The sequence below is a fragment of the Komagataeibacter sp. FNDCF1 genome (assembly GCF_021295335.1).
In the GTDB taxonomy this organism is placed as follows: Bacteria; Pseudomonadota; Alphaproteobacteria; order Acetobacterales; family Acetobacteraceae; genus Komagataeibacter.
In genome coordinates this window covers 2,218,683-2,243,405 of the sequence record NZ_JAIWOT010000001.1, presented here as the reverse complement: position 1 = coordinate 2,243,405, position 24,723 = coordinate 2,218,683, and the positions used below count along the sequence as shown (strand labels likewise).

The following is a 24,723-nucleotide window of genomic DNA, read 5'->3' as shown; positions in this document are numbered from 1 at the left end:
CTGTTGCTTAAGGGGCAGGCGTTCCCCCGGGTTCCACGCCCAGCCGATAAAGGGTGGTCTGGTCATAGATTGCACCCGGGCGCAGGGTGATGGTGGGAAAATCCGGGTGGTTCGGGCTGTCGGGGTAATGCTCCGCCTCCAGCGCCACGGCATCCGTCTGGCGATAGGCATGGCCCGAGGGGCCGGTATAGCGCCCGTCCAGCGCATTGGCGGTATAGACCTGCAGCCCCGGCTGGGTGGTCAGCACGTCCATGTTCCGGCCCGATGCGGGATCGGACAGATGGGCCACCAGCACCGGGGCCGAAGCAGGGGCTGCGTTTACGATCCAGTTGAAGTCATAGCCGTGCTGGTCACGCATCTGCTGCCCACCATCGCGCAGGCATGCCCCGATACGCCGGGGCGTGCGAAAATCCAGTGCGGTCCCGGCTACCGGGGCGGTCGTGCCCAGTGGCAGCGATGCGGCATCGACCGGCGTGAAGGTATCGGCATGGATCTGCAGGATTTCGTTCTCGACCGATCCGCTGCCTTCCCCATTCAGGTTGAAATAGCTGTGGTTGGTCAGGTTGACCACCGTGGGCCGGTCGGTCGTCGCACGGTAATGGAGCGACAGTTCATTGCGGCTGTTCAGGCCAAAGGTGACATGCGCGACCAGGGTACCGGGAAAGCCTTCCTCCCCATCCGGACTGACCCGCATCAGGGTCACGCTGGCGCCATCCGTGGTGGTGGCGGTGGCTTCCACGTGCCAGACATGCCGGTCAAAGCCCCGGCGGCCGCCATGCAGGGCGTTTGTCCCCTCGGTCCGGGGAATATGGTAGACATGGCCATCCAGGCTGAAGGTGCCGTTGGCGATGCGGTTGGCCACCCGCCCCACCGTCGCGCCAAAATACAGGCTGCCGCGCGGGTTGTTCACCACATAATCCTCAAGCGTTGGAAAACCCAGCACCACATCCGCCACATGGCCCCTGCGGTCGGGTGCGTCAATGGCGGTTATGATCGCGCCATAGGTCATGACCTGCAGGCGCACGCCATGGGTATTGGCCAGGGTGAAGCGTTCCACCACCTGCCCGTCCGGCAGGGTGCCAAAGGGTGCGCGGGTCAGTGTCACGGCCATGGCCGCGGCGCGGGCCATCGGCGCAGGCGCTGCCCCCGGCAGCATCGCGGCAAGGAAAAGGGCGCAAACCCTGTATGAAAACGAGGCATGCATGGCGCAATCCTGTTATTGCGGGGACGATATGGTCCGGTTCCCTGCGGCAATGCTTGCCGCTACAGGCCTGATCCTGCAAAACAGGAGCATATGAGGCAGGGTCTGGCGTGCACGCCCGTGGGTTGTGCACATGAAAGGGAGAAAATGGGATACAGGGTTGTGGTGGCGGTACTGGCCACGGGTATGGCCTGTGGTGGCATGGTGGCTGGTGCGCGGATGGCACGGGCACAGGATCTGCCCGTATCCCCTGCGTCGCATGGCAGCGCGGAACTGCAGAAGCTGCCGCCGTACCAGAACAAGGTAAATGAGTATATCGATCTGGCGTCCGTCCAGTTGCACGGCGCGCATGCATCGGCCGCGTTCATACAGGATTTTGACGAGGACATGATCCGCCACGGCCTGCCGTTTGCCTCGGTCCGTTTTTCCGTCATGTACAACTGCGCGGCCGATACGTACCGCACCCTGTCCTATGCCACCTGGTCCGGCCACATGGGTACGGGCCACCGGATAGCCGACGGGCCGGTCCCGCGCGGTGAAATGACGGTCGATCCCTCCCTGCGTGACGGCAGGCGGATCGCGTGCGCACGCTGGAGCGCGGGGCACAGGGACGCGGAATAACCCCATAACCTGTGGATAAACCGGTAAGTTATGTGGATAACAAGGTGGATGAGTCCATCCGTCAGCAACCGCATGGCCGAAGGAACGGGTGTAAACGGGTGCCTGTCCCCCTGTGGACAGTCAGCGGCTGATGATACGCTGTACCCGACCATGGGCGTGCCCGTCCCACTGCGCGCCGGAGCAGAAGGCACTGTAGCCCGGAGCGTGCTTTCAGCGGCCGGCCTGCCCTGTGGCCGGTCAATGATGGCGGCCTTTCCGGTGAAGCATTTTTAAAAACGCTTTACGCCATGCCGCTTTTATCAACAGGATGCGGCATTCTTAAACTGTCATGTTTATCGAAATGTTATTTTAATGTCCCTGCCTGATGTGGCTGGGCCTGCGGGGTGGGGCCGGGCTGTTGCGCGTCCCCTGCATCGCCGGTCTTGGCGGGCAGGATCACATCGCTGCCGCTGGAGCCCGAGACAAGCTGCCATTGCCGCCGGTCATCCTGATAGCGTGACAGGCACATGAGCAGCGCCTGATATTTTTCCAGCCTGCCCGGATCACTGACTAGCGACAGGCAGGCCCCCTTCAGGTCACTGTCATACCCGGCCCACTGGGTATTGAGCGCCGCCTGGCTTTTCTGTTCGGCGCCGACGCATTCCGCATCGGTATCCTGCATCTCGATATGGGCCCGCGCGCAGTTGGCGGCAATATCGAACTGCGGCAGGACCAGCCTGCGGCCATGCTGGGTATCGTACGGATGGTGGGCCAGTTTCTCGATATCCACGCCCGGCGCGGGACGGGCGGCGGGCGCCGGTTCCAGCGGCGGGGGCAGGCTCTCGCCATGGGCGCGGGCGTATTGCGCCAGGTCGTTCAGCGCCGCCATGGCCCCCTGGACCGAGAAAGGAACCGGATCATGTTCGAACGGAATCAGGGCCCCGGTCGCGGCCCCTTTCAGCGCCATGACCATGTCGGGCACCGTATCGGGCTTCAGGTCGCCGCCCGCCGTATCCCATTTCTGGCCATTCAGAAAGGTCTGGAGCGCCACGGTGAACTTGCCGATCATGACCATGGCCGTTTCCACCCCCTTCGGGTTGCGGTACCGGCCGTGGCGCTGGTGGATGGCAATGCCGATCGTCCCGCTGGCGGAGCGGTAGAACATCACGTCAAGCGACCCCTGATGGGACAGGACCATCGGCTGCCCCCCCGGCCCGCTATTGGCGAATATCCAGTCGGGGTCGGCCGCGCGGGCCAGTGGCATGGCGCCCCATGACGTGGCGCATAGGGTCCCGATTGCCAGGATGGCAGCAGGTAGCAGGCGCATCCCGGCTTTTTCCTTCCATATCCATATCTTCATCATCGACACGGCCATGATAACGGTCCTGCCGCCCAAAGGCCAATGCCCCCGGAGCGGGGGGCGGACATGGGCCGGGAAAATGAAATTCTTCTTTACTATTATTCAGACCACCAACGTGGCACGCATCGCGCAGGCAGGCAGACACGGTTTGTCGCATATTGGCCATGCCCGGACGTCATGAGAAATTCATGCCGGCAGGAAACCTTCATGCGGGCACGGGCGCTTTCATGTCCACAATTATGACAATATATGTCAATATCACGCTGCCGCGATTGATTTGATGGGTTACAACTCCGATTCGTCGGTCTCTGTTGCAATGGGGATTGTCGCAAAGTGAACAGGAAACTGAACATTCTTCTGGGCTGTCTGGCGCTCGCTACCCTGCCGGGGGTGGCAGGGGCGCAGTCCTATGATGAAAAACCCCGCGCCGTGCCGGTGGCCATGCTGCCGGAGGATGAGGGCAGCAGCCAGAATCCATCGCAGATGCTGGTGGATGAACGCGCGGGTGGCTGGGTGGCCATTCATCACACGCCGGATTCCGGCGTGCATACCGACCTGTGCATTGCAGGCTCCGAAAGCGAGATCCTGATGTTCCGCGCCGATGCGGATTCGCTGCAGGTGCGCAGCGCGGATGACCACTGGACCCTGGCCAGCGGGCAGAAGGGCGACATGACCGTTACCGTGGGCGCCTATACCCGCGTCTTCCACATGCAGGCCAATGATGCCACGACCCTGTCGGCCGATATTCCGGCCACCGAACTGACCACCCTGCTCAACGCCATGGCGGGCGCGCACATGGCCGTGGTCAAATATGGGGATCGCACCACACTCAGCGTCAACCTGGTGGGCAGCATTCCCGTGCTCGACCGTTTTCGCGGCTGTGCGGAAACCCAGCATTTTGCCGATCTGGGGCAGGGTGCCGGGCAGAAGGCCTCTCCTTTCTGACCAATCCCCTCCGGTTGTACATGCATGGCAGACCGCACGTTGCGCCGTGGTGACAATGCCCGCCCGTATGGCTGAAACTTCCTTCCGTACCGTCAGCGCAGGCTGATACCCAACGGAAGGAATACAGGACGTGAGGCGACGTTTTCATCTTGGCGCGCTGGCCGGTCTGGCTGTCATCGCCACGGGCATGGTGTCCGTGGCGGCCATGGCACGCTCCCCGCAGCATCGGCCCGAAGCCCCGGTGCCTGCCCTGGATGTTGCGGCATTCCAGAACCAGGCGGCCCAGTACGTGGGCAAGCCGGTGCGCATACAGGGGTGTTACATCACCTCCGCCAATTCGGGGGGGGCCGACTGCGCGGCGTTCCGTATTGCGGACCTGCCCGGTCAGGTGGACTGGAATGGCACCGTGCCGCTTGATGGTCCGACCATGGAGGAAGCCTCCCTGCGCAGGGCCCAGCAGATCTGTGGTGATACCGGCCAGCAGGAACGCTGCCGGGCGGAAGTTAGTGGCGTGGTGTATGACCCGTTCGGGGACATGGGCGTACAGGGGCAGCGTAATTTCGAACTGCGCAACGTACGCATCCACTGGCTGGCCCAGTCAGCGCCGCAGGCTGCGGGCAGGCAGGCCCCGGTGCGCCACGCGACGCGCTGAAGCGGCCCCCGCGGCATTGATTGCGGCCCCGTTTCCGGGGCTGCCTGCCTAGCCGCCGTGGCCCAGCAGGTGGGAGAACAGGGTCGCCACGCCGCCGCACAGCAGGCTGCCCATGACCACCATCGGCACGATCCACATTTCACGCATGACCGTTTTCGCATGCGCGGCCGCGCGGCGGGCATGCAGGCCGCGCGTGGAAGACAGGGATGGTGTGATCATGGTTGTCATGGCGTGACGTCCCGGGGCGCTCTGGCCCCAAAAAAGCGACTGCGGTGCGTGACCGGTGGCGCGTAATGCAGACAGGACGGAAGCCTGTCAAGCAGGAAAATCATGCCCGGCAGGGACGGGTACGGCAGAGATCAAAAAAATGTCGGTATTCCGCTGTTTTCCGCATGGCATATGCTTTTAGTGCGTGGCGGCGTTGCGGGGCGTTGCCGTATGCCCGATAAGATGCGTTTGGCCATGCGCGCGTGGTCGCCCTTACGCACGGGATTCGCCCATGACTCCACTCGCGCTGATCTTGACCGGCCTTGGCGGTATTGCCTCCCTTCTGGTGCTGATATTATGGGCGCGGCTGCATCCTTTCGTGGCGCTGCTGGCCGTTGCGGTAGGGGTGGCGCTGCTGACCGGCATGCCGGTGGACCGGCTGGCTGATGCCATTCAGGGCAGCATGGGCCGTACCATGGGCCATATCGCCATCATCGTGGCGCTGGGGGCGATGATCGGGCGCATGATCGACCTTTCCGGTGGCGCGGCGGTCGTGGCGGCCCGACTTGTCGCGCGCGTGGGCGCGGCCCATGTGCCGCTGGCACTGGTCATCGCGGCCTTCGGGGTGGGTATTCCGGTATTCTTTGAAGTCGGCGTCATCATGCTCATGCCGCTGGTATATGGCATGGCGCGGCAGACGGGCCGCCCGCCCGCCGTGTTCGGCATACCCATGGCGGTGACCATGCTGACGGTACACGCGCTGCTGCCGCCCCATCCCGGCGCCGTGGCGGTGGCGGGCGCGCTGGGCGTGGGGGCTGGCCACATGCTGCTGCTGGGCCTGCCATTGGCCGCCATGGCCACCGGGCTGACCTATGTCCTGACCCGCCCGATCATGGCCCGCCCCTTTGGCTGTACACCCGATATCCGCGCCGTCGTGGATGAGGCACGCGATACGGCCCGGACCCATGACACGGCGGATGGTCCGGCCCGGCTGTTCATGCAGGCCAGCCAGCGCCAGCCTGTCGGCATGGGGGAGATCGCGCTGGTGATTGCCGTGCCGGTCATGCTGATGGTCGGTGGCACGCTGGCCGGTGAACTGATGGCGCCAGGCCCCCTGCGCGGGGTGCTGGTCTTTGCTGGCATTCCCTTTGTGGCGCTTGGGCTGGATGTCATCATGTGCGCATGGCTGCTGGGGCTGCGGCGCGGCATGGCGCTTGGCACCGTGTCCGACGTGGTGGCCGCCGCCCTGCCGGGCACGGCCATCATCATCCTGATTACCGGGGCGGGGGGCGCGTTCGCGCAGGTGCTGGTGGGTAGCGGCGTGGGGGATGCGCTGGGCGGCCTGCTGGCTTCAACCGGGTTGCCGCTGCTGGTCCTGGCCTTTGTGCTGACCATGATCCTGCGCGTGGCGCAGGGGCCGACCACCGTGGCACTCATGACCACGGCAGGCATTCTTGGCCCCATGATCGGGCGGCTGCATCTTGACCAGACGCATCTCGCACTCATGGCGCTGGCCATGGGGGCCGGGGGCATGGGGCTTTCCCATGTCAATGATGCCGGGTTCTGGATCGTGACCCGCATGTCTGGTGTCAGCGTGCGCGAGGGGCTGCGGAGCTGGAGTGTGATGACACTGGTCGCCTCCGTGCTGGTCTTTGCCGGTGTGGCCGGGCTGTGGGCCGTGCTGCCTGCGCAGGCGGGGCATTGATAAAAGTTTCCGGGTGCCGCCTCCTTTTCAGGAAGGCGGCGTTCCCTGAAGCTTTCTGAAAAAGGCTTCACCAGAAATTTCTTTATGTTTTCAGCCCGTCAGCGGCAGCAGGTAGGGGGCGGTCCTGCTTGCGGTGTCGCGTGCGACATCATGCGGTGTGCCCGCCGCCACGATTTGGCCGCCGCCGTCCCCCGCCTCCGGGCCCATGTCGATGATCCAGTCCCCGCGCGCGGCCACGCGCATGTCATGCTCGGCCACGACCACCGTATGCCCGGCATCGACCAGGGACTGCAGATGCACCTGCAGGCGGTCCACATCCGCGGGATGCAGGCCGGTTGTCGGCTCATCGAGGATATAGAGCGTATGCCCGCGGCGCTGCTTCTGCAGCTCGGTCGCAAGCTTGATGCGCTGCGCCTCGCCACCGGACAGTTCGGTCGCGGGCTGTCCCAGCTTCAGGTAACCAAGCCCGCCCTGCCGCACCGTGCCCAGTGCGGCGGACAGGGATGGCGTATCGGCAAAGAACGCGGCGGCTTCATCCACCGTCATGCCCAGTATGTCGGCAATCGACCTGCCGCGTATGGTGACTTCCAGCACTTCGGGCCGGTAGCGCGTGCCATGGCAGGTGGGGCAGGGGGAATACACGCTGGGCAGGAACAGCAGTTCAACCATGACCGATCCCGCTCCCTCGCAGGTCGGGCAGCGGCCCTTGGGCAGGTTGAAGGAAAAGCGGCCCGCGTCATATCCCCGTGCCTTTGCCATGTCGGTTGCGGCATACATCTGCCGGATCGTGTCGAACAGGCCGGTATAGGTGGCAAGATTGGAGCGTGGCGTGCGGCCGATCGGCTTCTGGTCGATCATGACCAGCCGTTTCAGCCGGTCGGCACCTGCCATCACCTGCCCGCGCGGGGTGCCTTCGGGCAGGTCGTCCACGCTGTCCGCCTCCGGGTCGACCGTCAGTTTCTGGCCCAGTGCCTGGGCCACCAGCGTGGGAAGCGCCTGGCTGACAAGGCTGGATTTGCCCGATCCGGACAGTCCGGTCACGGTCACGAACGTGCCCAGCGGTATGTCCACGCCCAGGTTATGGAGATTGTTCCAAGTCACCCCCGCAAGCTTCAGCCACCCTGCCGGTGTACGCGGCGTGCCCGCGATGGGCGTATCCCCCGCGAACAGGTAGGGCGCCGTGCGTGACTGGCTTACGGCGCGCAGGCCATCGGGCTGGCCGCTGTACAGGACCATCCCGCCCCGTGTGCCGGCATCGGGTCCGACATCGACAATCCAGTCCGCGCGGCGGATGAGGTACAGGTTGTGCTCGACGATGAAGAGCGAATTGCCCCCGGCCTTCAGTCCCTCCAGCGCATCCAGCAGGTTATGGGCATCGGCCGGATGCAGCCCGCTGGAGGGTTCATCCAGCACATAGACCACGCCAAACAGGCTTGAGCGGATCTGCGTGCCCAGCCGCAGGCGCTGGTATTCACCGGGGGAAAGGGTCGTGACCGACCGGTCGGCCTGCAGGTAGCCCAGACCCAGGTGTTCCAGCACCGCGATGCGCGCGATCAGGTCGGTCGCCATGCGGCGTGCCGCGATGGCCGTGGCCTCGCCTGCCTGCGGCGCGTCATCAGGCGCAAGCGTGCCATCTGCCAGCGGGGCCAGGGTGCGTGCGATGGCGGACAGCGGCAGGCAGGTCAGCTGTGCAATGTTCAGCCCCGCAAGCGTGACCCGCAGCGCATCGGGGTTGAGGCGCTGTCCATGGCAGGTGGGGCACGGTGTCGCGGTCAGGAAGCGTTCGGCCCGCCTGCGCATGTTCGCGCTCTGTGACGATGCGAAGGTGTGCAGCACATAGCGCCGCGCGCCGGTAAAGGTACCATTGTAGCCAGGCGGGATGTTCTGCCGTATCGCGCGCTGCACGGTGGCATGGTCCAGACCGGGATAGACGGGATAGGTCGGTGTCTCCTCGGTATACAGGATCCAGTCGCGGGTCTTCTGCGGCAGGTCGCGCCACGGGCAGTCCACGTCCACGCCCATGGTGATCAGGATATCACGCAGGTTCTGCCCCTGCCACGCCGTGGGCCATGCCGCCACGGCGCGTTCACGGATGGACAGGCTGTCATCGGGCACCAGCAGCGCCGTGGTCGTGTCCATGATGCGCCCCTGCCCATGGCATTGCGGGCAGGCCCCCGTGGGCGTGTTGGCGGAAAAGGATTCCGCTTCCAGCCGCCGCATGCCGGCAGGATAGTGCCCCGCGCGTGAGTAGAGCATGCGCAGCAGGTTGGACAGCGTGGTGATGCTGCCGACCGATGACCGGCCCGTGCCCGTGCCACGCTGCTGCTGCAGCGCGATGGCGGGTGGCAGCCCCTCGATGCTGTCGACATCGGGCACCGGCATCTGCCGGAACAGGCGGCGCGCGTAGGGGGAGACGGATTCCAGGTACCGCCGCTGGGCTTCCGCGTAAAGCGTGCCGAAGGCAAGCGATGACTTGCCCGAGCCGGACACCCCGGTGAACACGACCAGCCTGTCGCGTGGCATGTCCACGTCCACGTCTTTCAGGTTGTGTTCGCGCGCGCCACGCACATGCACGAAATCCGCCCGGCTGCGTGGATCGGTCGAAGGGGAGGGGGCTGGGGAGTCTTGTGACATGAACATATGGCCTTTGATGCGCTGTCCCGGCCGGGGCCGGGTTTCTCTGCCGCATTATAGCGTTCCCGGATCATTTTGCATGACCATCGCGGTCCGAGTGGTATTATCGCCTGTAATAAAATTGCGTTCGGGCTGGCGCTGGCGCACCCGCTTGACCCCCGGGACCGGGCGGCGCATCAGGAAAGCCGGGCTATGACGCTATGAATGATCGGATGGGCGCAAGCATGAGAAGGTTTATCGTACTGGGTATCTCCATGGGCCTTTATGCCTCTGGCGTGGCGCATGCGGCGGGTTCCGGCCATCAGGGGCAGGCGCCTGCCGTCATTGCCGAGGCCGAGCGCCATGTCGCGGCCACCCTGCCCGATGCGCATGGGGCGACGTTTCGCAACGTGACGACACATGGCATGGATGGCGCATCCGTGGTGTGCGGCGAAATGGCTGCGCAGAATCCACCCCCGGGCGGCGTGTACATGAAATTCGGCTATGTGCAGGGGCAGGATGACCCCGTGGTGTTCAGCGGGCGCGACGTGCCGCAGAAAGTCAGTTTCAATGAGGTCAATTCCTGGCTCAATGACAGCATCAAGCTTGAGGACCTGGAGGAAATGGGCTGCGTGCCCAAGGGGACCTACCACACGTACAATGAGCGCCTGAACCGGGTCATGTCCCAGCGCAAACAGTTTGGCGTGAACTGAGCCGGGGCAACCCCTGCCGGTGCGCCGTGTTATGCACGGTATGGCCCCGCATGGGGCAAGGCGCATGCGGGGCCCCGGACCGTGAGCGGGTTGGCAGGGCGGCGGATATGTGTACGCTGGTCGATATGGGGACCGCGTGATCCGGCCTCCGTGCGGGTGCGCGGGGCGGAGCGCTGGCCCGATGATGGAAGGGAATTCATGACAGATGTAACGCAGGCCATGCTGGGTCAGGATGTGGTCGCGGCGGGTTCCGGTCGCATGGGTACGCTGACGGCGGTCAATGCCGACGGCACGATCCAGGTTACCGTGGATGGCCCGGCGGAGAGTACCTTCACCATTCCGCTTGCATGGGTGCAGTCGTCCGGTAACGGCAAGATCCTGCTCAGCCACACGGTGGAAGATGTCCAGTCCTACACCCCGCCGGCCTGAAGCCCGGACTGCGCGCAGCCACCACCGGTCAGGTTAGGCGCCGCCATGGTGGAAGACAGTGCCGGGCAGCCCGCTGGCCCGCTGCCGGGTGGGGGGGACGATACATTCCGCGTACCCCTGCGCATGTCACCAGATGCATTGCGGGCCACCGTGGCGGCCCTGCGGATGCCCGCGTTTCCACAGACGGACCACCGGGCGATCGACCTGGTCGACCTGGCCTGCTTCGATCCTGCCGTGGCGCTGGACATACGCTATGCCACGGCGCGCAATTTTCTGGGTTTTCCCGTTTATGACACGGCGCGCGCCTTCATGCAGCGCCCGGCGGCGGCAGCCCTTTCACATGCGCGGGTGCTGGCGGCGCGGCATGGTTTCGGGCTGCTGGTCTATGATGCCTACAGGCCGTGGCATGTCAGTGCCCTGTTCCGCTACGCCGTACCTGAATCCCTGCATGATTTCGTGGGGGACCCGGCCCAGGGTTCGCGCCACAACCGGGGCTGCGCGGTAGACCTGACGTTATGGGATCTGGCAACCCGGCGGGTTGTGGCCATGCCATCCGGCTTTGATGAAATGACCCCGCGTGCCCATGTGGGCTATGCGGGGGGATCGGCTGATGCGCGGGCGATGCGTGACCTGCTGGCCACCATCATGCAGGCCAGCGGTTTCATGTCGCTGGCCGAGGAATGGTGGCATTTCGATTTCATGGACTGGCGGGACTATCCCGTCATGAACCTGTCCTTTGACGAGATCGACCGCCGTCCGGTGCCCTGAACCGGACCGGTAGCCTTGTTGGCATCCTTAATTGTCGTGCAGTGTGCGGTCGATCGAGCGACCTGCCTTTTCGCCCGGCCCTTTTGGCGGGTCGAAGGTATCCTGCATCTTGTCACCAAAATGGTCCAGCTTCTCGCCCGCCGTCTGCGGGTGGCGCTTGCACGCGTCCAGCCCCGTGGCCGTAAGGGTCAGTGCCAGCCCCAGCAGGGCGGCGGAGCGCAGGCCGCGCCACGCGGGCCTCGTGCGGGCGGGCGGCGTGGCCACACTGCCGTGGTGCAGGGCAATGCGGAACTGTATGCGGCGTTGATCATGGGACAGGTCTGGTGGCGTCGTGTCGGGATGGCGGGGTTTGCCCATATTCCGGGAATCCTGTGCTGGGGGACTACCGCTGAAACCGTGGGGGAGGTGGGATGGTTCCCGACGCACGGGAAAGTGAGCATCCTTAACCGAACATGGCCCGGCAGTCGGGGCACAACCGCAGGAAGCGGCCATCGGCCACGAACGCGCTATCGCAGTTCAGGCAGGTGCGACGGACCTGATCGGGCCGGTCCATGGGTATGGCATGACGGATGCGGTGGCGGCGCAGGTGGGCTTCCAGCGTCTTGATGTTCAGGCCCAGCCTGCGTGCGGTCTCACGGGTGGAACATCCCTGCATGCGCAGTTGTGCGACGGAGGGTGCAAGCGTGCGCCAGTCCAGTCGTGGAGGTCGTGTGCGGGAGGGGGAAGGCGAGGTGTGTGTGTCTTTGTGCGTATTTTCCATACTCAATCTGTGCTAAAAAAACGCACAGGCGGCAAGGGAATAATATCTCCGGAAAAATATCCTTATGCCCGCAGGATATTTGTGTAGTTTTTATGCACACAATGGAGAGCCTCCCATGCAAGATCCCACCCTGCCCGATGGCTGTACGCAGGCCGCCATTGATGCCTGCTTTGCCCCAGATGAACCGCCATGGGTCGCGCGGCATGTCCTGCGTCTCAGGCACCATCTGGCGCGGCTGGGCGCGATCCGGGCCGAACTGGCGGCCACGCATTTTGAAGGTGCTTACGATACGACCGACATCGTGGGCTATCTTGATGACGAGATGGAGACGGTCCGCATCGCGATGGCGCATCCCGTGCCCCGGCAGGGTGCCTGAGCGCGGACCCGGATGCCGGACGCCAGCGCTCGCTTCTGTCCCGGTGGCCGGCGCTAAGGGGGACTGGCTGGCTTTCGGGTGTTCAGAATCCGTTGATGGTCGTCTGTCCCGTTGCCATGGAATAGGAGCATGCCCGGTCCCCATCGGTCACGACCAGCCAGATGATGTTGCGCAGCCCGACATAGAACTGCCCGGCATCGCGTAGTGACGTATAGCCGTGGTGGCGGAACCAGGCGGCAATGATGGTGGTTGGCTGGTTGCCAAAGGATTTGCGGACCGTATCCAGAAGCCTGTCGCACTGCGCGCGGGTAAAGCTGTCATGGTTCTGGTACCAGATTCCGACCAGGATGCTGTTGCGCCGTGGGTCGAAATCGGCCACCGGCATCATGTCGCTGTCATAGCTGTCGGGCAGGCTGTCGATTTCATGCTGCATGGCGCGTTCGGCGCGGATCAGACCCAGATCCATCATGGTCAGCTTGTCGGCAAACAGGGTGCTTATGACCTGTGCGGACGGCGTCTGTGCCGCGGCGGGACGAAGGCAGGCGCAGCAGGCAAGGACAAGGAACAGGTAACGCAAGATATCCCCCATGGCGGACTGGTTCGGGCCATTGTGATCATGGATGCGCCATGCCGGTGATACGCATGGACCACCATGGGCGGCATGTCATGACAGGCATTAAATATAAATAACTTTTCACACCATGTGTCTTGTCTTGAATGTCATGCACATAAAGCTTATCTGCCATGAACATAACAATTAACTTGGTGGTGAACGGGAGCGCGCGACATGACGCGGAAGAAACTTGCCCTGCGTGGGTGGATGCAGGTGCTGCGTGGTCAGATCGTGCGGGAGATCGGGTATGCCATCAGTCACGAGCGGATGCAGCGCCGGGGCATGCTGATTGAAAAGCTGGGGCACGGCCTGCTCTACCGTGCCCACCGCATGGGCGCGTCCGCCCCCGTCCTGCCCGAGCGGCATGATCCTTATTCCCTTCCGCCCCGCGCCTGAGTGCGCCACCGCAGGCATGCGGGCTGGAAAAGCCGGACATATCAGAAAAAATTCATACGACTCTCAACGAGTCGGGGGAAACATGCACGTTATCCCCGGTTCCCGCTGTTTTTATCCACAGGGTTGCCCGGATATTCGTCCCCTGAATCTGTGGATAAGGGGATGTCAGCGATGGCCTGCGATATGCTGCATGTCATCGCCCACATGACGGAGCGCGTCACGCACGGACATGTGGCGGCGGTTGCCGGCTTCCGATACCACGGTCACGGTTGCGGTCATGCCGGCAGCCAGCACCAGACCCTGCGGCACGCTGTCTATGTGCACGCGTACGGGAATGCGCTGTGCCAGCCGCACCCATGTATAGACCGGGTCCACCGCCGGTAGCCCCTGTATGGAGGTTGCCGCGTTGTTGCTGGCAATACCGCGGGTAATGCTTTCCACATGGCCGAACAGCGGTTCATGAAAACCCATCAGGTCCAGCCGCACGGGTTCGCCAACAGCGATGGAATGGATTTTCGTTTCCTCGAAATAGCCATCCACCCAGTAGGAATCCGCATCGATGATCTGGATGTTCACCTGCCCCGCATTGGCATAGTCGCCCGCGCGCATGGTCAGGTTGGTGACATAGCCGTTGATCGAACTGCGTACCTCGGTGCGCTCCAGGTTGATGCGCGCCTGCCTGAGATCAGCCAGCGCCGAGGCATACTGTGCCTCCGCCTGCTGGGCCACGGCCTCGAACTGCTGCTTCTCCTCCCCCGATACCGCAACACCGGAAATCTTCTGCCGCCGTTCGTACTGTGATGTCTTGAACTCCAGGTCCGCGCGGCGTTCGTTTACCGCCGCCATGGCGATATCCACCTTCACGCGGAAATCGAACGGATCAATCACGTACAGGATATCGCCCTTGTGGACGAGCTGATTGTCGTGCACCCGTACATCATTGATCTGGCCGGAAATGCGCGGGGCGATGTTGGCGACCTGCGCGCGGACCTGCCCGTTACGGGTCCATGGCGAGGCGGTATAGTAATCCCACAGCACGATTGCCACGATGGCCGCGACCAGCAGGATGGTAAGCGTGATGGCCAGGCGCACAAGGCGGTTTGCATATGCGAACACGTCAGGATTCTTTCACAGGATCAGGGTATACAGGCCGACAAGGCAGATCAGCAGGCCGAATTGCGCCAGCGGCGGGTTCCATACGAACCGCCACAGGTTGAACCACGACAGCACGGCCCGCAGCACCAGCAGCGTGCACAGGGCCAGCCCGAGATTCATGACAAAGGCGGAAACCAGCACGCCTTCCACATCGACAACCTGCCGCATCACCGCGCCTTCCGTGTCCTGATAATGCCGTAATGCCGCAGCCGTGGCTCCGCCGCCTGCCATGCCCGCAGCACCGCGTTCAGTCCTGCCAGCAGATTGATCGCCGCGATCTGTGTGGGCAGCGGAAGCTGGGCTGTGGGGGCAGGTACGCCCGCCAGTGCCTGGCGCAGCGGCGCGGACACGGCCCATGGCGCGCGCAGCATCAGGGCACGCCGGGCCTGTTCGGCCGCCGGGCGCAGCAGGGTGTGCTGCTCGGCCAGCCGGGCATAGTTGCGTGCCCGGGCCAGCGCCCCGTCCAGTTCCGTGAACGTGGCGAAGCTTTCCATCTGCCGTGTGCTGCTCGGGGTCGCGGGCAGGCGGTCGGTCCAGAACTGCATCTGGGCCAGCCGGTCATAGGAACGGGTCAGGCGGGCGGGGCCATCGGGTTCGCCGCGCCCCGCCATGCGGCGTTCCAGCGCGCGCACGATGGTTGCCCCCATCCAGAATCGCTGCCTGCGTGCTGATGGCGGGAACAGCAGCACAAGGATGATGAAGGCCAGTAGGGCCGCCAGCAGGTAGAAGATGTTGCGGTTGAGGAATTCCGTCGGGTTGTAGCTCTGGTGATTGTCCAGCCCCAGTATGGCGAAGAAGAACACCCCGTAATTGAACCCGATGGCCGCCGTGGACGGACGCATGAGCAGCAGGCAGGCCAGCAGGGTCTGTGGCAGCAGCGCCAGCGCAAGGAACGGCATGTCCGCCCCATGCAGCAGCACGAAGAAGTTCAGGACAGCCGCCGCGAGCACGCTGCACGGAATGCCGATTACCGCCCCCATGCCAAAGCGCGCGGTATCCACATTGGTGGCCGCCAGTGTCAGGGTCAGGGCGGTCTGGGCCAGTGCCACGGTCGCCCCCGGCAGGCCGGTGATCACACATACGCCCGCCGCGAAGGAAAAGCCGACCAGCACCCGCAGCGCGCCAATGAAGGCCAGTACGTAATTGGGCTGGATGGCAATGCCGATGGTCCGGTCATGTTCCGGCGGGCAGATCCCTTCGGTCAGCATTTCCTGCCCCGCATGCAGCCGGGTGCGGGCGCTGAGCATGCAGGCCGCACGCTCCATCGCAAGGGCTTCGTCGCGGTTGGGGACATGACCGGGCTGTTCCGCGCGGATTGCATCGAGCATATGCGCAATGAATCCTGCCTGATCGGTGCGCAGGTCGGTCCGCCGTGCGATGCGGGCAATGGCGTCCGCCACCATGGGGGCGACGCCATCATGGCGGGCATGGCGGCCCAGCCCGCGCGCGCAGTCCAGTACCGTCAGCATGCACACCATGGCCAGTCGTGCGCCATTGGCCCGCATGCCGCCGCGTTCCAGTTCCGTGCGGGCATAGGACAGGGGCGTGGTCAGGGCCAGTATGCGCGCGCCCAGCCTTATGTCCGCCTGCGCGCCGCTGTCGTGACGGTGCTGGAGGGCCGCGCGCGCCGTCTCGCTAATGGGGCGGGTGAGCTGTTTCAGCCCGTCCGCCAGCCCCCGCCATGCCGCGGGGGAACCGGAGAGGATATTGACCACCGCCACCGCAAACACCCCCAGCGTGATGGCGGATGCGCGCGAGACGGCGATGTTGAAGACATTCTGCGGTGTGTCGATGCAGTTCACCGCCACCAGCGCCACGGTGTAGCCCGACAGCAGGGCGGCATAGGACCGGAAGTCGCGCTCCAGCGACCCCACGAACGCGCACGCCGCCAGCCACAGCGCCACACCGCCCAGGAACGGGCCGCGCTGCTGGTTCCATACCGCAACCAGCACGATGGACACGCCCATGCCCACCAGCGTGCCCAGCAGCCGGTAGAATGCCTTGGACAGCGCCTGCCCGCGCAGGGGCTGCGCCAGGATCATGACCGTGACACCCACCAGCAGCGGGTTGTCGAGTTGCAGCCAGAAAGCGGTGGCCAGCCCGAGCACGAGCGCGCACCATGTACGCAGGCCGAAGCCCAGCCATCCCGGCGGCAGCCGGTCCGCCCATGGTGCGGGCAGGCGTGTCATGTCGTGAATGCGCCGCATGTGGCTTGTCTGTATCCCTGGCATGGCCTCCGTGGGGTCCGGTGGGCTCATGGCGCTCAATACAATGAAAATAGCCGATGATTCATAACAAATCATGCATGGCCATTCATGTGGCGCGGGAAGGGTTCAGGCGGGGGAGATCACCCGGTGGCGCACCACTTCACCCACGAAGATCAGCGCCGGGCTCCCGATTTCCGCGGCTTTCGCCTGTGTGGCAAGCGTGCCCAGCGTGCCGGTCATCACGCGCTGGTCGGCGCGCGTGCCGCGTTCCACGATGGCGGCGGGCCAGTCGGACGGCAGGCCGTGTTCCATAAGCCGTGCGCACAGGGCGGGTAGCGCGGACACGCCCATGTAGATCACCACCGTCTGCCCCGGCCGCGCCATGCTGTCCCATGGCAGGTGCAGCGTGCCATCGGCGCGTGCATGGCCGGTCACGAACAGGCACGCCTGCGCGCAGTCGCGGTGGGTTAGGGGAATCCCCGCATAGGCGGCGCAGCCATTGGCCGCCGTGATGCCCGGCACGACCTGGAACGGGATGGCCGCGTCCACCAGCGCTTCGATTTCCTCCCCCCCACGGCCAAACACGAACGGGTCGCCACCCTTGAGCCGCAGCACGCGCTGGCCCGCCTGCGCGCGGCGCACCAGTTCGGCATTGATGTCTTCCTGCGGCATGGTGTGCCTGTTGCGTCGCTTGCCCACGAACACCAGTTCCGCATCGCGCCGCACCCGGTCCAGCAGTTCGGGGGAGAGCAGCTGGTCATACAGCACGCAGTCCGCATTCTGCATCATGTGCAGCGCGCGCAGGGTCAGCAGGTCCGGGTCGCCCGGTCCCGCGCCGACCAGCCAGACCTCGCCGCGCGTGGCGGTGCGGGCGATGATGTCATCCAGTATGGCGCGCGCGCGCGTGGTGTCCCCCGTGCGGGCGGCCTGGGCGCCCGTACCGTCGAGAAAGGTTTCCCATACCTGCCTGCGCCGGGATATGTCGGGGCAGGCGGCGCCCACGTGCTCGCGCTGGCGCTGCATGAACACGGCCAGGGCGCCGGTGCCCTCGGGGATGGAACTTTCCACCTGTTCGCGCAGGCGGCGCGCCAGCACGGGCGCCGCCCCGCCGGTGGATATGGCGATGCGTACCAGGCCACGATGGACCTGTGCGGGCGTGATGAAGCTGGAAGGCTGCGGGTCATCCACCGCGCAGGCGGGAATGTTCATCCCCCCCGCCAGCCCCGCCACGACGCGGTTGAGCGCACGGTCATCGGTTGCGGCATAGACCAGCCTGCAGCCGGGCATGGCGGCGCGCAGTGTCGCTTCATCCGCGCTGGTGGCGATGTGGCTGATCGCGCCGTCTTCCTGCCACGCGCGCATTTCTTCATCCAGCCGTGCGGCGATGACCGCGACCCGCGCGCGATGGGCCAGCAGCAGGCGCACCTTGTTCGCGGCGATCATGCCGCCCCCCACCACCAGTACCCGGACACCGTCCAGGCGCAGCGCGATGGGGAACCATGCGGGTTCGGAAATATCGGTCATGTACTCAAACAGCCGGGCGGGCCGGCATCCTGTAGCTCAAGGAAAGGCGGGCCGGGCAGCCGGCAGGTCTGACGGCGGCGGCCGGTTCAGTGGGAGGCGACGGTCTTCAGCCCTTCGGCATAGCCCCAGCGTGCCCATGTCGAACGGTCCTTGACCGATCCCGGCGTGTTGGTGGCGCATGCGGCCAGGGACAGCACGATGGCACAGATACCAAGGACGGGAAGAAAACGGGCCAAAAAAACCTCCTGCACAACGCAATCGCTCCCATAGCAGAAAAGCCATGCCTTCACCACGCCAATACGTGAATTGCCCGCACGCGCCGCCGGCCTTCACACCGCACGGGCAAAAGATGGTAAGCAACCAGGCCGGGCCATGCAGACGCATGCCGCGAACCATGGATCGAGGATAAGGGAAGGGAATGCAGCCGATGGAAACCATCAGCACCGTGGCCGAGCTGCGCGCGCGCGTGCGGGAATGGAAGCAGGCGGGCGCAAGCGTGGGCGTGGTGCCCACCATGGGCGCGCTGCATGCGGGGCACCTGTCGCTGGTGCAGGCGGCACGCGCGCGGATGGACCGTGTCATCACCACGGTTTTCGTCAACCCCATCCAGTTCGACAATGCCGATGACCTGGCGACCTATCCCCGCACGCTGGCGGAAGACGGCCGCCTGCTGGCCCGGTCAGGGGTGGATGTGCTGTACGCCCCCACGGCGGCGGAAATGTATCCGCCCGGCTTCGCCACGCGCATTACCGTGGCGGGTGTATCCACCGGGCTGTGTGGCGGCAGCAGGCCAGGGCATTTTGATGGCGTGGCCACGGTGGTGTGCAAGCTGTTCATGCAGACGCTGGCCGACTGCGCCTTCTTTGGGGAGAAGGATTTCCAGCAGGTTCAGGTGATCCGCCGCATGGTGGCTGATCTGGACCTGCCCGTCGGGATCGTGTCCTGCCCCACCCTGCGTGAGGCGGACGGGCTTGCGCTGTCATCGCGCAACCGGCGGCTGACGCCTGCCCAGCGGCAGACCGCCGTGGCGCTGCCCCGCGTGCTGGCGGCCTGCGCGCGGGATATCGCGGCCGGGACCGGGGTGGCGGCGGCCCTGTCGGACGCGGCGGACCGGCTGGCTGCCGCGGGCTTCGATTCGGTGGACTATGTCGAATTGCGGGCGGAGACGGACCTGCGGCCACTGGCAACGTTGCTTCCCGGCACGCCGGCGCGCCTGCTGGCGGCGGCATGGCTGGGGGGCGTACGGCTGATTGACGGCATGCCGGTTCCGCCCCGGGACTGAGGCCGCGTGGAGGAAGGGGCTTACGCCTCGATACGGCGGGCCTCGTCCGGCAGCATGATGGGAATGCCGTCGCGCACCGGAAAGGCGAGGCCCGCGCGTTTGCTGATCAGCTCGCCTGCCTCACGGTCATAGATCAGCGGCCCCTTTGTCACGGGGCAGACAAGAATGGACAGCAGCCGGGGGTCGAGTGGCGGGGTGGTCGGCTTTTCGGTCATCGCGGCATATCCCATGCAGAGTTGCGATCATTAACGGCAAAATCGGTCAGGACGGGGATGCACCCTCCCCGGGTCCATGTCCAGCCCCGTCCAGCAGGTTGCGCAGGATCCGTGCGCGCGCGGCGGGGGTTGGCGCCTCCAGCATCATCTGGCGCGGGGCGGTGCCAAAGGGGCAGATCATGGGCAGGGTGACAAGCAGTGCCGCGTCATCCATCTGGCGCAGTGCGTCCCACTGGGTGCTCACGCCCTGTGCCTCGCAGAAATCATGCAGCGCGTTGAGCAGGCCCTCACGGTCGAAGGGAATGTCGTCCTCTCCATCCGTCAGGTCGGACACGAAGGAGGAGACGTCGACCCGTGCCACGCGGTAACCCCGGCGCAGCTGCGTCTCGCGCAGCAGGCGGAAGCGCGCGATGCCGGTCAGGGTAATGGCATAGGTGCCATCCGCCCGTTCGGTCATGGCGGTGATACGGCCGATGCAGCCTATGCCGTACAGGGGGGGCGTGGTGCTGTAACCATCATCCATGCCGGGTTCGTCGGCATCGGCGGGCATGGTGTCGTCCATGCCCTCCAGCGGGCGGGGCTGGATCATGCCGATCAGGCGGCTGGTCGCCAGCGCATCCTCCACCAGCGCGACATAGCGCGGTTCGAACACGTTGAGCGGCAGCCGCCCCCGTGGCAGCAGCAGGGCTTCATCAAGCGGGAACAGGCCGAGTTCCGCCGGGAAGTCCGCCAGGGTCATTTCCCCTATCTGCGGAATGTGGCGGGGGATGTCATCATGGATGATGACGCGCCCCCTTCCGTCGTGCCGCGTCACGAAAACAGCAGCGAGGACATGCGCCGCCGCGCAGCCAGCGTATCGGGGTCGGTCTGGCCCCATGCCTCGAACAGGCGGATCAGTTGCTTGCGCGCGGCGTCATCATTCCACTGCCGGTCCGCCTTCATGATGGCCAGCAGTTCGTCAGCGGCTTCCGCCCGCCTGCCTGCCGCGTTCAGGGCCGCGGACAGTTCGAAGCGCGCGGCGTAATCCTGTGGATTGGCAGCGATGCGTGCGCGGATTTCCTCTGCTTCCTCCGCCGCCTTGCGGCCTTCGCGCTTGAGTTCGAGTGCCGCCTTCGCCCCCGTGATCTCGGCATGGTTCGCAATGGCGGGGGGGGCGTCGTTCAATGCGGTTTCAGCGCCTTCCTCATCCCCCATCTCGATCAGGGCACGGGCAAGCCCGCCCCATGCGGCGGGGTTCTCGGGCTCGATTTCCAGTACCTGCGAGAACAGGCCCGCTGCCGCCTCGGCGCGGCCTTCGGCCATTTCCTTGCGGGCGGCGTCGATCAGGTCAGCGGCGGGCAGGGCGCCCCCACCGGCGGATTTCAGCACGTTTTCAATAAAACGGCGGACTTCGCTTTCGGGTTTGGCGCCCTGGAACAGGTCAAGGATCTGCCCCTGCCAGAAGGCGGCGACCAGCGGGATGGACTGCAGCGGCAGCCCGATCTGGGTCAGCTGCTGGGTCAGGGCGCGGTTGGCGTCCACATCTACCTTGACCAGCCGTATCCTGCCACCAGCCGCGCGCACCACCTTTTCCAGCACGGGGGTCAGCTGCTTGCACGGATTGCACCATGGCGCCCAGAAATCGACCAGCACCGGCATGTCGCGGCTGGCTTCCACCACGTCGCGCATGAAGGTGGCCTGCGTACCATCCATGACCGGGTCGGGCCTGCCGCCCGGGGCCGCAGTTGCTGCAGCGCCTGCCGGACGGGCACCGTCATGCCGGGGTGTCTGGCCGATAATGTAGTCCATCTGGTCGTCTTCCTGTCGCTCTGGCGGCCATCGGGGGCACAGGGCGGACATGGGTGCGCCCCATGCCCCTGCTGGCCGGTTCATGTGCATATTCACACTAGATTGGCATTCATGGCCATAGTCGCAACCATCTGGCGGCGGGTGGAAAAAAACTTCGGGAAAAGCATTTTTCCCCCTTGCGGGGAACAGGGCTTTACCGTAAAAACCGCTTCACCGACACGGAGCGCGGGCGTAGCTCAGGGGTAGAGCACAACCTTGCCAAGGTTGGGGTCGTGGGTTCGAATCCCATCGCCCGCTCCAGATTTTCTCAGGAAAATCAGATGGACACGAGAAAGCCGCCGCAAGGCGGCTTTCGTCGTTCCTGGCTCTGGCCACTACCGGGGTCCCACCGCTTTTGTGGGTGGGGTGTCGTGAGGCGACTGCGCCCCCCTCATGCCAGCGTGCATTTCACTATGCTGATGACGCGGTAGCGCAGAATGGTCGGCGCGCCTGCCATTGTCATCATTCGGCAAGCTGCGGGTGAGTGATGTCCTTGCCATGCCAGACCGGATATCCTGTCGCGCAGTCCTGCAGCGCCACCATGCCGAAATATTTCGTCCGCCGCACGCTCCCTGCAATGGGGTCCGGAGGGGATGATATGCGCCCGTTATGGGAGAGCTGAAGTCGTCCGGGCAGGCAATGCGATATCGGGTATGCGGCGATTGTGGTATCACATCCCTACTCCTGCTCCGGGCGCGTGGTATCGGGCGGCCCATGCGGGTGCATGTCCTGCGGCCCGGCATCCGGGCGGGATGCCGCCTGGTGACGGTCAGCCGGTCACAACATGGAAGTACGCGCCCCGGGCAAGCCGTGCGAACCATTCAGTCAGACAGCATCCGGCACCGGATTCCCGGCCGGGGCGGACATCGCGTCTTGTTTTCCCGTGGTGCTGACCTGGTGCATTTTTTACCATCTTATGGGGAAAGCAGTGTGACCGGATGCTTTTTCAGGAAAGCTTCATCGAAAATGTATTCGGTGGGCGCACGATGTTTTACGGGTGGGCGACCGGAACGGTCCCTGAAGACTGCATGCCGTTCAAACCCACGTGATGATCACGCCCGCACGCTGCCGTCATACTGCCTGCCCGGCCTGAATGTCCGCAAACGGGCGGCGGGGCTTCAGCGTGCGTAGCCCTGCCCTGTCTCCATTGCGCATTGACACGCTACGGGCGGATATAGTCACGATAGGCGAAGCGTTCCCGGACAGGCCGCTCCAGCCGGGAACATTCCCCTGACCTGACACCCTGCTCTGCGTTCAGGCGATGCAAACCTTTGTCTGCCTATAAAGCGACGACCAGCGCAGCAACAATAAAGGACATGACAACATGAGTCCCTATCGCACCATCAATCCGGCTACCGGAAAGACGGAAAAGGTCTTTGACCTTCATGATGACAGGACAATGCTGGCGAAGCTGGCCACCGCCCACCAGTTCTGGGAAAGTGACTGGCGACACCGCGCCATCGCACAGCGTCGCACGCTTATCCTCAAGGCAGCGGATATCCTGCGCCGGGACAAGGAAAAACACGCCCGCCTGATTTCCATTGAAATGGGCAAGATCCTGCCCGAGGCTATTGGGGAAATCGAGCTTTCGGCCGATATACTCACCTATTACGCGCAAAAGGCCGAAACCTTCCTCGCGCCGCGTGAGCTGCCGGTGTCCCAGGGCCATGCAACCGTTACCAGCGAACCGCTGGGCATCATCTATTGCGTGGAACCGTGGAACTTCCCCTATTACCAGCTGGCCCGCGTCGCCGCCCCCAACCTTATGGCGGGCAATGTCGTCATGGTAAAGCACGCGCCGAGCGTGCCGCAGTGCGCGGTGGCATTTGAAGAATTGTTCCGCGAAGCGGGCGTGCCCGAAGGCGCCTATACCAACCTGTTCATTACCAATGACCAGTCCGAAAAGCTGATTGAACGCCCCGAAATCCGCGGCGTCGCCCTGACCGGCAGCGAACGCGCGGGCAGTGCCGTGGCGTCACAGGCCGGTCGCGCGCTGAAGAAAAGCACGATGGAACTGGGCGGGTCCGATGCCTTCATCGTGCTGGATGATGCCGATCTGGACAAGGCCGTGCCCATGGCCATTCGCGGGCGCATGTCCAATAACGGCCAGGTCTGCACCGCCGCCAAGCGGATGATCGTGCATAAGTCACTGGTTGAGGAATTCACGTCGCGGCTGAAGGTGGCAGTGAATGAATTCCAGTACGGCGACCCGCTGGAACAGGGCGTCACCCACGGTCCGATGAGCAGCCAGGCCGCCATGGAACGTGCCGTGTCGCAGGTGGAAAAGGCCGTGTCTCACGGGGCAGAACTGGTTGCGGGTGGCACGAAGATCGACCGCGATGGCTTTTTCATGAAGGCCGCGATCCTGACCAGCATTACCAAGGACAACCCCATTTTCTATGAGGAAATCTTTGGCCCCGTCGCCATCGTCTATTCTGTCGGCAGCGATGATGAAGCCATCGCCATGGCCAATGATTCGCCATACGGGCTGGGTGGGTCCATCCAGACCAGCGATGTGGACCGTGGCCGTCGCGTCGCGGCACGGATCGATACGGGCATGGTGTTCATCAACAACATTACCGGCACGGCGCCCGACCTGCCCTTCGGCGGGATCAAGAATTCCGGTTATGGCCGCGAACTTTCGGAATTCGGCATTGAGGAATTCCTGAACCGCAAACTGGTCCATACGCCCTGATCCAGCCTGCGGGTTCCGTCCCCTGTCGCATGATGGGGGGCGGCGTTCCATATGCCACCTGTATTGATGACAGCATTATGTAATAGACAATACAGGTTTGAACAAACATCCGGATACGGGAATTGTACTGGAAACAGAATCAATAATATCCGTTACACGCCCCGTGTCCGGTGCCGGGGGTTATGGATTGATGAGGAATGTTTCCGGTTGTGAAATCCGGATGGCCATAGTCCAGCATCTGGCTGAAAAACACATACATCCGCGCATGGGATGCCAGGTCACTCCGGCACCGGGCCAGGCTGTCACCCTGCTTTTTCGCAGCGCGCCGGTCCCGTGCGTCCTTGCAGGCTGCGGCCGTTCAGGGATGGGTTGATGTTGCCTTGCTTACATGGCTTCGGGTCGCTTTCGGGCCATGGAGCAAAGTGCATTCTGCCAGTGCGCCTGACGCATGGGCACTCCATGACTGTGCCAGCGTACAGG

Annotated in this window: 27 protein-coding genes and 1 tRNA gene; 12 read left to right on the top strand and 16 right to left on the bottom strand. The window is 64.4% G+C overall.

Going from position 1 to position 24,723, the window contains the following annotated elements:
* Positions 1-7: 7 nt before the first annotated feature.
* Positions 8-1,204, bottom strand: a complete 1,197-nt coding sequence (locus LDL32_RS10630) for an aldose epimerase family protein (RefSeq protein ID WP_370636693.1) — start codon at positions 1,202-1,204, stop codon at positions 8-10.
* Positions 1,205-1,348: 144 nt separating this feature from the next.
* On the opposite strand from LDL32_RS10630, the gene LDL32_RS10625 reads away from it, so the two are divergent.
* The gene (locus tag LDL32_RS10625; protein WP_233066697.1) at positions 1,349-1,822 is read left to right on the top strand and encodes a surface-adhesin E family protein; all 474 of its coding nucleotides are present in this window, start codon (positions 1,349-1,351) and stop codon (positions 1,820-1,822) included.
* 343 nt (positions 1,823-2,165) lie between these two features.
* On the opposite strand, the gene LDL32_RS10620 is transcribed toward LDL32_RS10625, so the two are convergent.
* A complete protein-coding gene (locus tag LDL32_RS10620; protein WP_233066695.1) occupies positions 2,166-3,176 on the bottom strand; it encodes a hypothetical protein in 1,011 nt (336 codons plus the stop codon).
* A gap of 318 nt (positions 3,177-3,494) precedes the next feature.
* Between LDL32_RS10620 and LDL32_RS10615 the strand changes: the two genes are divergently transcribed.
* On the top strand, positions 3,495-4,106 hold the full coding sequence (locus tag LDL32_RS10615; protein WP_233066693.1) for a hypothetical protein: 612 nt from the start codon (positions 3,495-3,497) through the stop codon (positions 4,104-4,106).
* A gap of 130 nt (positions 4,107-4,236) precedes the next feature.
* Positions 4,237-4,758 (top strand): hypothetical protein, encoded by a 522-nt coding sequence (locus tag LDL32_RS10610; protein ID WP_233066691.1) that lies wholly within the window; start codon positions 4,237-4,239, stop codon positions 4,756-4,758.
* A gap of 48 nt (positions 4,759-4,806) precedes the next feature.
* Here LDL32_RS10610 and LDL32_RS10605 read toward each other — a convergent pair whose 3' ends face one another.
* Positions 4,807-4,986, bottom strand: coding sequence for a hypothetical protein (locus LDL32_RS10605; protein ID WP_233066689.1), 180 nt, complete (start codon positions 4,984-4,986; stop codon positions 4,807-4,809).
* A 271-nt stretch (positions 4,987-5,257) separates the two neighbouring features.
* Here LDL32_RS10605 and LDL32_RS10600 point away from each other — a divergent pair, with 271 nt between their 5' ends.
* Positions 5,258-6,670, top strand: a complete 1,413-nt coding sequence (locus LDL32_RS10600; RefSeq protein WP_233066687.1) for a gluconate:H+ symporter — start codon at positions 5,258-5,260, stop codon at positions 6,668-6,670.
* 90 nt (positions 6,671-6,760) lie between these two features.
* Here the strand turns inward: LDL32_RS10600 and LDL32_RS10595 are convergent, their stop codons facing one another.
* Positions 6,761-9,304 (bottom strand): excinuclease ABC subunit UvrA, encoded by a 2,544-nt coding sequence (locus tag LDL32_RS10595; protein WP_233066685.1) that lies wholly within the window; start codon positions 9,302-9,304, stop codon positions 6,761-6,763.
* Positions 9,305-9,528: 224 nt separating this feature from the next.
* Here LDL32_RS10595 and LDL32_RS10590 point away from each other — a divergent pair, with 224 nt between their 5' ends.
* The 3 genes from LDL32_RS10590 to LDL32_RS10580 all read left to right on the top strand — a co-directional run bounded on the left by LDL32_RS10590 (position 9,529) and on the right by LDL32_RS10580 (position 11,193).
* Positions 9,529-9,996 (top strand): hypothetical protein, encoded by a 468-nt coding sequence (locus tag LDL32_RS10590; RefSeq protein ID WP_233066684.1) that lies wholly within the window; start codon positions 9,529-9,531, stop codon positions 9,994-9,996.
* A gap of 198 nt (positions 9,997-10,194) precedes the next feature.
* On the top strand, positions 10,195-10,425 hold the full coding sequence (locus LDL32_RS10585) for a DUF2171 domain-containing protein (RefSeq protein ID WP_233066681.1): 231 nt from the start codon (positions 10,195-10,197) through the stop codon (positions 10,423-10,425).
* A gap of 45 nt (positions 10,426-10,470) precedes the next feature.
* Positions 10,471-11,193 carry a M15 family metallopeptidase gene (locus LDL32_RS10580; RefSeq protein ID WP_233066678.1) on the top strand — a complete coding sequence of 241 codons (723 nt, stop codon included), beginning with the start codon at positions 10,471-10,473 and terminating at the stop codon, positions 11,191-11,193.
* A 27-nt stretch (positions 11,194-11,220) separates the two neighbouring features.
* On the opposite strand, the gene LDL32_RS10575 is transcribed toward LDL32_RS10580, so the two are convergent.
* Positions 11,221-11,550 (bottom strand): hypothetical protein, encoded by a 330-nt coding sequence (locus LDL32_RS10575; protein WP_233066677.1) that lies wholly within the window; start codon positions 11,548-11,550, stop codon positions 11,221-11,223.
* Between the two features lie 85 nt (positions 11,551-11,635).
* Positions 11,636-11,953 (bottom strand): helix-turn-helix transcriptional regulator, encoded by a 318-nt coding sequence (locus tag LDL32_RS10570; RefSeq protein WP_233066674.1) that lies wholly within the window; start codon positions 11,951-11,953, stop codon positions 11,636-11,638.
* Between the two features lie 115 nt (positions 11,954-12,068).
* Here LDL32_RS10570 and LDL32_RS10565 point away from each other — a divergent pair, with 115 nt between their 5' ends.
* Positions 12,069-12,329, top strand: a complete 261-nt coding sequence (locus LDL32_RS10565) for a hypothetical protein (RefSeq protein ID WP_233066671.1) — start codon at positions 12,069-12,071, stop codon at positions 12,327-12,329.
* 82 nt (positions 12,330-12,411) lie between these two features.
* On the opposite strand, the gene LDL32_RS10560 is transcribed toward LDL32_RS10565, so the two are convergent.
* Together LDL32_RS10560 and LDL32_RS17870 are read right to left on the bottom strand one after the other, a co-directional pair.
* Positions 12,412-12,906 carry a hypothetical protein gene (locus LDL32_RS10560; RefSeq protein ID WP_233066669.1) on the bottom strand — a complete coding sequence of 165 codons (495 nt, stop codon included), beginning with the start codon at positions 12,904-12,906 and terminating at the stop codon, positions 12,412-12,414.
* Positions 12,907-12,943: 37 nt separating this feature from the next.
* Entirely contained in the window at positions 12,944-13,075 is a 132-nt protein-coding gene (locus LDL32_RS17870) for a hypothetical protein (protein WP_255673810.1), read from the bottom strand.
* A 41-nt stretch (positions 13,076-13,116) separates the two neighbouring features.
* Here LDL32_RS17870 and LDL32_RS10555 point away from each other — a divergent pair, with 41 nt between their 5' ends.
* Positions 13,117-13,338 carry a hypothetical protein gene (locus LDL32_RS10555; RefSeq protein WP_233066667.1) on the top strand — a complete coding sequence of 74 codons (222 nt, stop codon included), beginning with the start codon at positions 13,117-13,119 and terminating at the stop codon, positions 13,336-13,338.
* Positions 13,339-13,503: 165 nt separating this feature from the next.
* On the opposite strand, the gene LDL32_RS10550 is transcribed toward LDL32_RS10555, so the two are convergent.
* The 5 genes from LDL32_RS10550 to LDL32_RS10530 all read right to left on the bottom strand — a co-directional run bounded on the left by LDL32_RS10550 (position 13,504) and on the right by LDL32_RS10530 (position 18,460).
* A complete protein-coding gene (locus tag LDL32_RS10550) occupies positions 13,504-14,454 on the bottom strand; it encodes an HlyD family secretion protein (RefSeq protein ID WP_233066665.1) in 951 nt (316 codons plus the stop codon).
* A gap of 12 nt (positions 14,455-14,466) precedes the next feature.
* Positions 14,467-14,661 (bottom strand): DUF1656 domain-containing protein, encoded by a 195-nt coding sequence (locus LDL32_RS10545; protein WP_233066664.1) that lies wholly within the window; start codon positions 14,659-14,661, stop codon positions 14,467-14,469.
* A complete protein-coding gene (locus LDL32_RS10540; RefSeq protein ID WP_233066662.1) occupies positions 14,661-16,682 on the bottom strand; it encodes an FUSC family protein in 2,022 nt (673 codons plus the stop codon). Before LDL32_RS10540 ends, LDL32_RS10545 begins: the two co-directional genes overlap by 1 nt.
* Positions 16,683-16,826: 144 nt before the next feature.
* Positions 16,827-18,224 carry a siroheme synthase CysG gene (cysG, locus tag LDL32_RS10535; RefSeq protein WP_233066660.1) on the bottom strand — a complete coding sequence of 466 codons (1,398 nt, stop codon included), beginning with the start codon at positions 18,222-18,224 and terminating at the stop codon, positions 16,827-16,829.
* 86 nt (positions 18,225-18,310) lie between these two features.
* Positions 18,311-18,460: a hypothetical protein gene (locus LDL32_RS10530; RefSeq protein WP_233066658.1), complete on the bottom strand. Its 150-nt coding sequence runs from the start codon at positions 18,458-18,460 to the stop codon at positions 18,311-18,313.
* A gap of 191 nt (positions 18,461-18,651) precedes the next feature.
* On the opposite strand from LDL32_RS10530, the gene panC reads away from it, so the two are divergent.
* On the top strand, positions 18,652-19,506 hold the full coding sequence (gene panC, locus LDL32_RS10525; RefSeq protein ID WP_233066656.1) for a pantoate--beta-alanine ligase: 855 nt from the start codon (positions 18,652-18,654) through the stop codon (positions 19,504-19,506).
* 20 nt (positions 19,507-19,526) lie between these two features.
* Here the strand turns inward: panC and LDL32_RS10520 are convergent, their stop codons facing one another.
* From LDL32_RS10520 to LDL32_RS10510, 3 genes are read right to left on the bottom strand one after another with little or no spacing between them, the layout of a single operon-like run.
* On the bottom strand, positions 19,527-19,721 hold the full coding sequence (locus tag LDL32_RS10520) for a Trm112 family protein (protein WP_233066653.1): 195 nt from the start codon (positions 19,719-19,721) through the stop codon (positions 19,527-19,529).
* A gap of 46 nt (positions 19,722-19,767) precedes the next feature.
* Entirely contained in the window at positions 19,768-20,535 is a 768-nt protein-coding gene (locus LDL32_RS10515) for an LON peptidase substrate-binding domain-containing protein (RefSeq protein ID WP_233066650.1), read from the bottom strand.
* Positions 20,532-21,509: a tetratricopeptide repeat protein gene (locus LDL32_RS10510; RefSeq protein ID WP_233066647.1), complete on the bottom strand. Its 978-nt coding sequence runs from the start codon at positions 21,507-21,509 to the stop codon at positions 20,532-20,534. Before LDL32_RS10510 ends, LDL32_RS10515 begins: the two co-directional genes overlap by 4 nt.
* Positions 21,510-21,734: 225 nt before the next feature.
* Between LDL32_RS10510 and LDL32_RS10505 the strand changes: the two genes are divergently transcribed.
* Together LDL32_RS10505 and LDL32_RS10500 are read left to right on the top strand one after the other, a co-directional pair.
* A tRNA-Gly gene (locus LDL32_RS10505) sits at positions 21,735-21,809 on the top strand.
* A gap of 1,063 nt (positions 21,810-22,872) precedes the next feature.
* On the top strand, positions 22,873-24,243 hold the full coding sequence (locus tag LDL32_RS10500; protein ID WP_233066644.1) for an NAD-dependent succinate-semialdehyde dehydrogenase: 1,371 nt from the start codon (positions 22,873-22,875) through the stop codon (positions 24,241-24,243).
* Positions 24,244-24,723: the final 480 nt, after the last annotated feature.

What these genes read in the sequence shown, in the direction of transcription:
- LDL32_RS10630 (WP_370636693.1), bottom strand. Translation starts at nt 1,204, where the DNA reads ATGCATGCCTCGTTTTCATACAGGGTTTGCGCCCTTTTCCTTGCCGCG.
- LDL32_RS10625 (WP_233066697.1), top strand. Translation starts at nt 1,349, where the DNA reads ATGGGATACAGGGTTGTGGTGGCGGTACTGGCCACGGGTATGGCCTGT.
- LDL32_RS10620 (WP_233066695.1), bottom strand. Translation starts at nt 3,176, where the DNA reads ATGGCCGTGTCGATGATGAAGATATGGATATGGAAGGAAAAAGCCGGG.
- LDL32_RS10605 (WP_233066689.1), bottom strand. Translation starts at nt 4,986, where the DNA reads ATGACAACCATGATCACACCATCCCTGTCTTCCACGCGCGGCCTGCAT.
- LDL32_RS10600 (WP_233066687.1), top strand. Translation starts at nt 5,258, where the DNA reads ATGACTCCACTCGCGCTGATCTTGACCGGCCTTGGCGGTATTGCCTCC.
- LDL32_RS10595 (WP_233066685.1), bottom strand. Translation starts at nt 9,304, where the DNA reads ATGTCACAAGACTCCCCAGCCCCCTCCCCTTCGACCGATCCACGCAGC.
- LDL32_RS10590 (WP_233066684.1), top strand. Translation starts at nt 9,529, where the DNA reads ATGAGAAGGTTTATCGTACTGGGTATCTCCATGGGCCTTTATGCCTCT.
- LDL32_RS10585 (WP_233066681.1), top strand. Translation starts at nt 10,195, where the DNA reads ATGACAGATGTAACGCAGGCCATGCTGGGTCAGGATGTGGTCGCGGCG.
- LDL32_RS10580 (WP_233066678.1), top strand. Translation starts at nt 10,471, where the DNA reads ATGGTGGAAGACAGTGCCGGGCAGCCCGCTGGCCCGCTGCCGGGTGGG.
- LDL32_RS10575 (WP_233066677.1), bottom strand. Translation starts at nt 11,550, where the DNA reads ATGGGCAAACCCCGCCATCCCGACACGACGCCACCAGACCTGTCCCAT.
- LDL32_RS10570 (WP_233066674.1), bottom strand. Translation starts at nt 11,953, where the DNA reads ATGGAAAATACGCACAAAGACACACACACCTCGCCTTCCCCCTCCCGC.
- LDL32_RS10565 (WP_233066671.1), top strand. Translation starts at nt 12,069, where the DNA reads ATGCAAGATCCCACCCTGCCCGATGGCTGTACGCAGGCCGCCATTGAT.
- LDL32_RS17870 (WP_255673810.1), bottom strand. Translation starts at nt 13,075, where the DNA reads ATGGCAGATAAGCTTTATGTGCATGACATTCAAGACAAGACACATGGT.
- LDL32_RS10555 (WP_233066667.1), top strand. Translation starts at nt 13,117, where the DNA reads ATGACGCGGAAGAAACTTGCCCTGCGTGGGTGGATGCAGGTGCTGCGT.
- LDL32_RS10545 (WP_233066664.1), bottom strand. Translation starts at nt 14,661, where the DNA reads ATGCGGCAGGTTGTCGATGTGGAAGGCGTGCTGGTTTCCGCCTTTGTC.
- LDL32_RS10540 (WP_233066662.1), bottom strand. Translation starts at nt 16,682, where the DNA reads ATGACACGCCTGCCCGCACCATGGGCGGACCGGCTGCCGCCGGGATGG.
- cysG (WP_233066660.1), bottom strand. Translation starts at nt 18,224, where the DNA reads ATGACCGATATTTCCGAACCCGCATGGTTCCCCATCGCGCTGCGCCTG.
- panC (WP_233066656.1), top strand. Translation starts at nt 18,652, where the DNA reads ATGGAAACCATCAGCACCGTGGCCGAGCTGCGCGCGCGCGTGCGGGAA.
- LDL32_RS10520 (WP_233066653.1), bottom strand. Translation starts at nt 19,721, where the DNA reads ATGACCGAAAAGCCGACCACCCCGCCACTCGACCCCCGGCTGCTGTCC.
- LDL32_RS10510 (WP_233066647.1), bottom strand. Translation starts at nt 21,509, where the DNA reads ATGGACTACATTATCGGCCAGACACCCCGGCATGACGGTGCCCGTCCG.
- LDL32_RS10500 (WP_233066644.1), top strand. Translation starts at nt 22,873, where the DNA reads ATGAGTCCCTATCGCACCATCAATCCGGCTACCGGAAAGACGGAAAAG.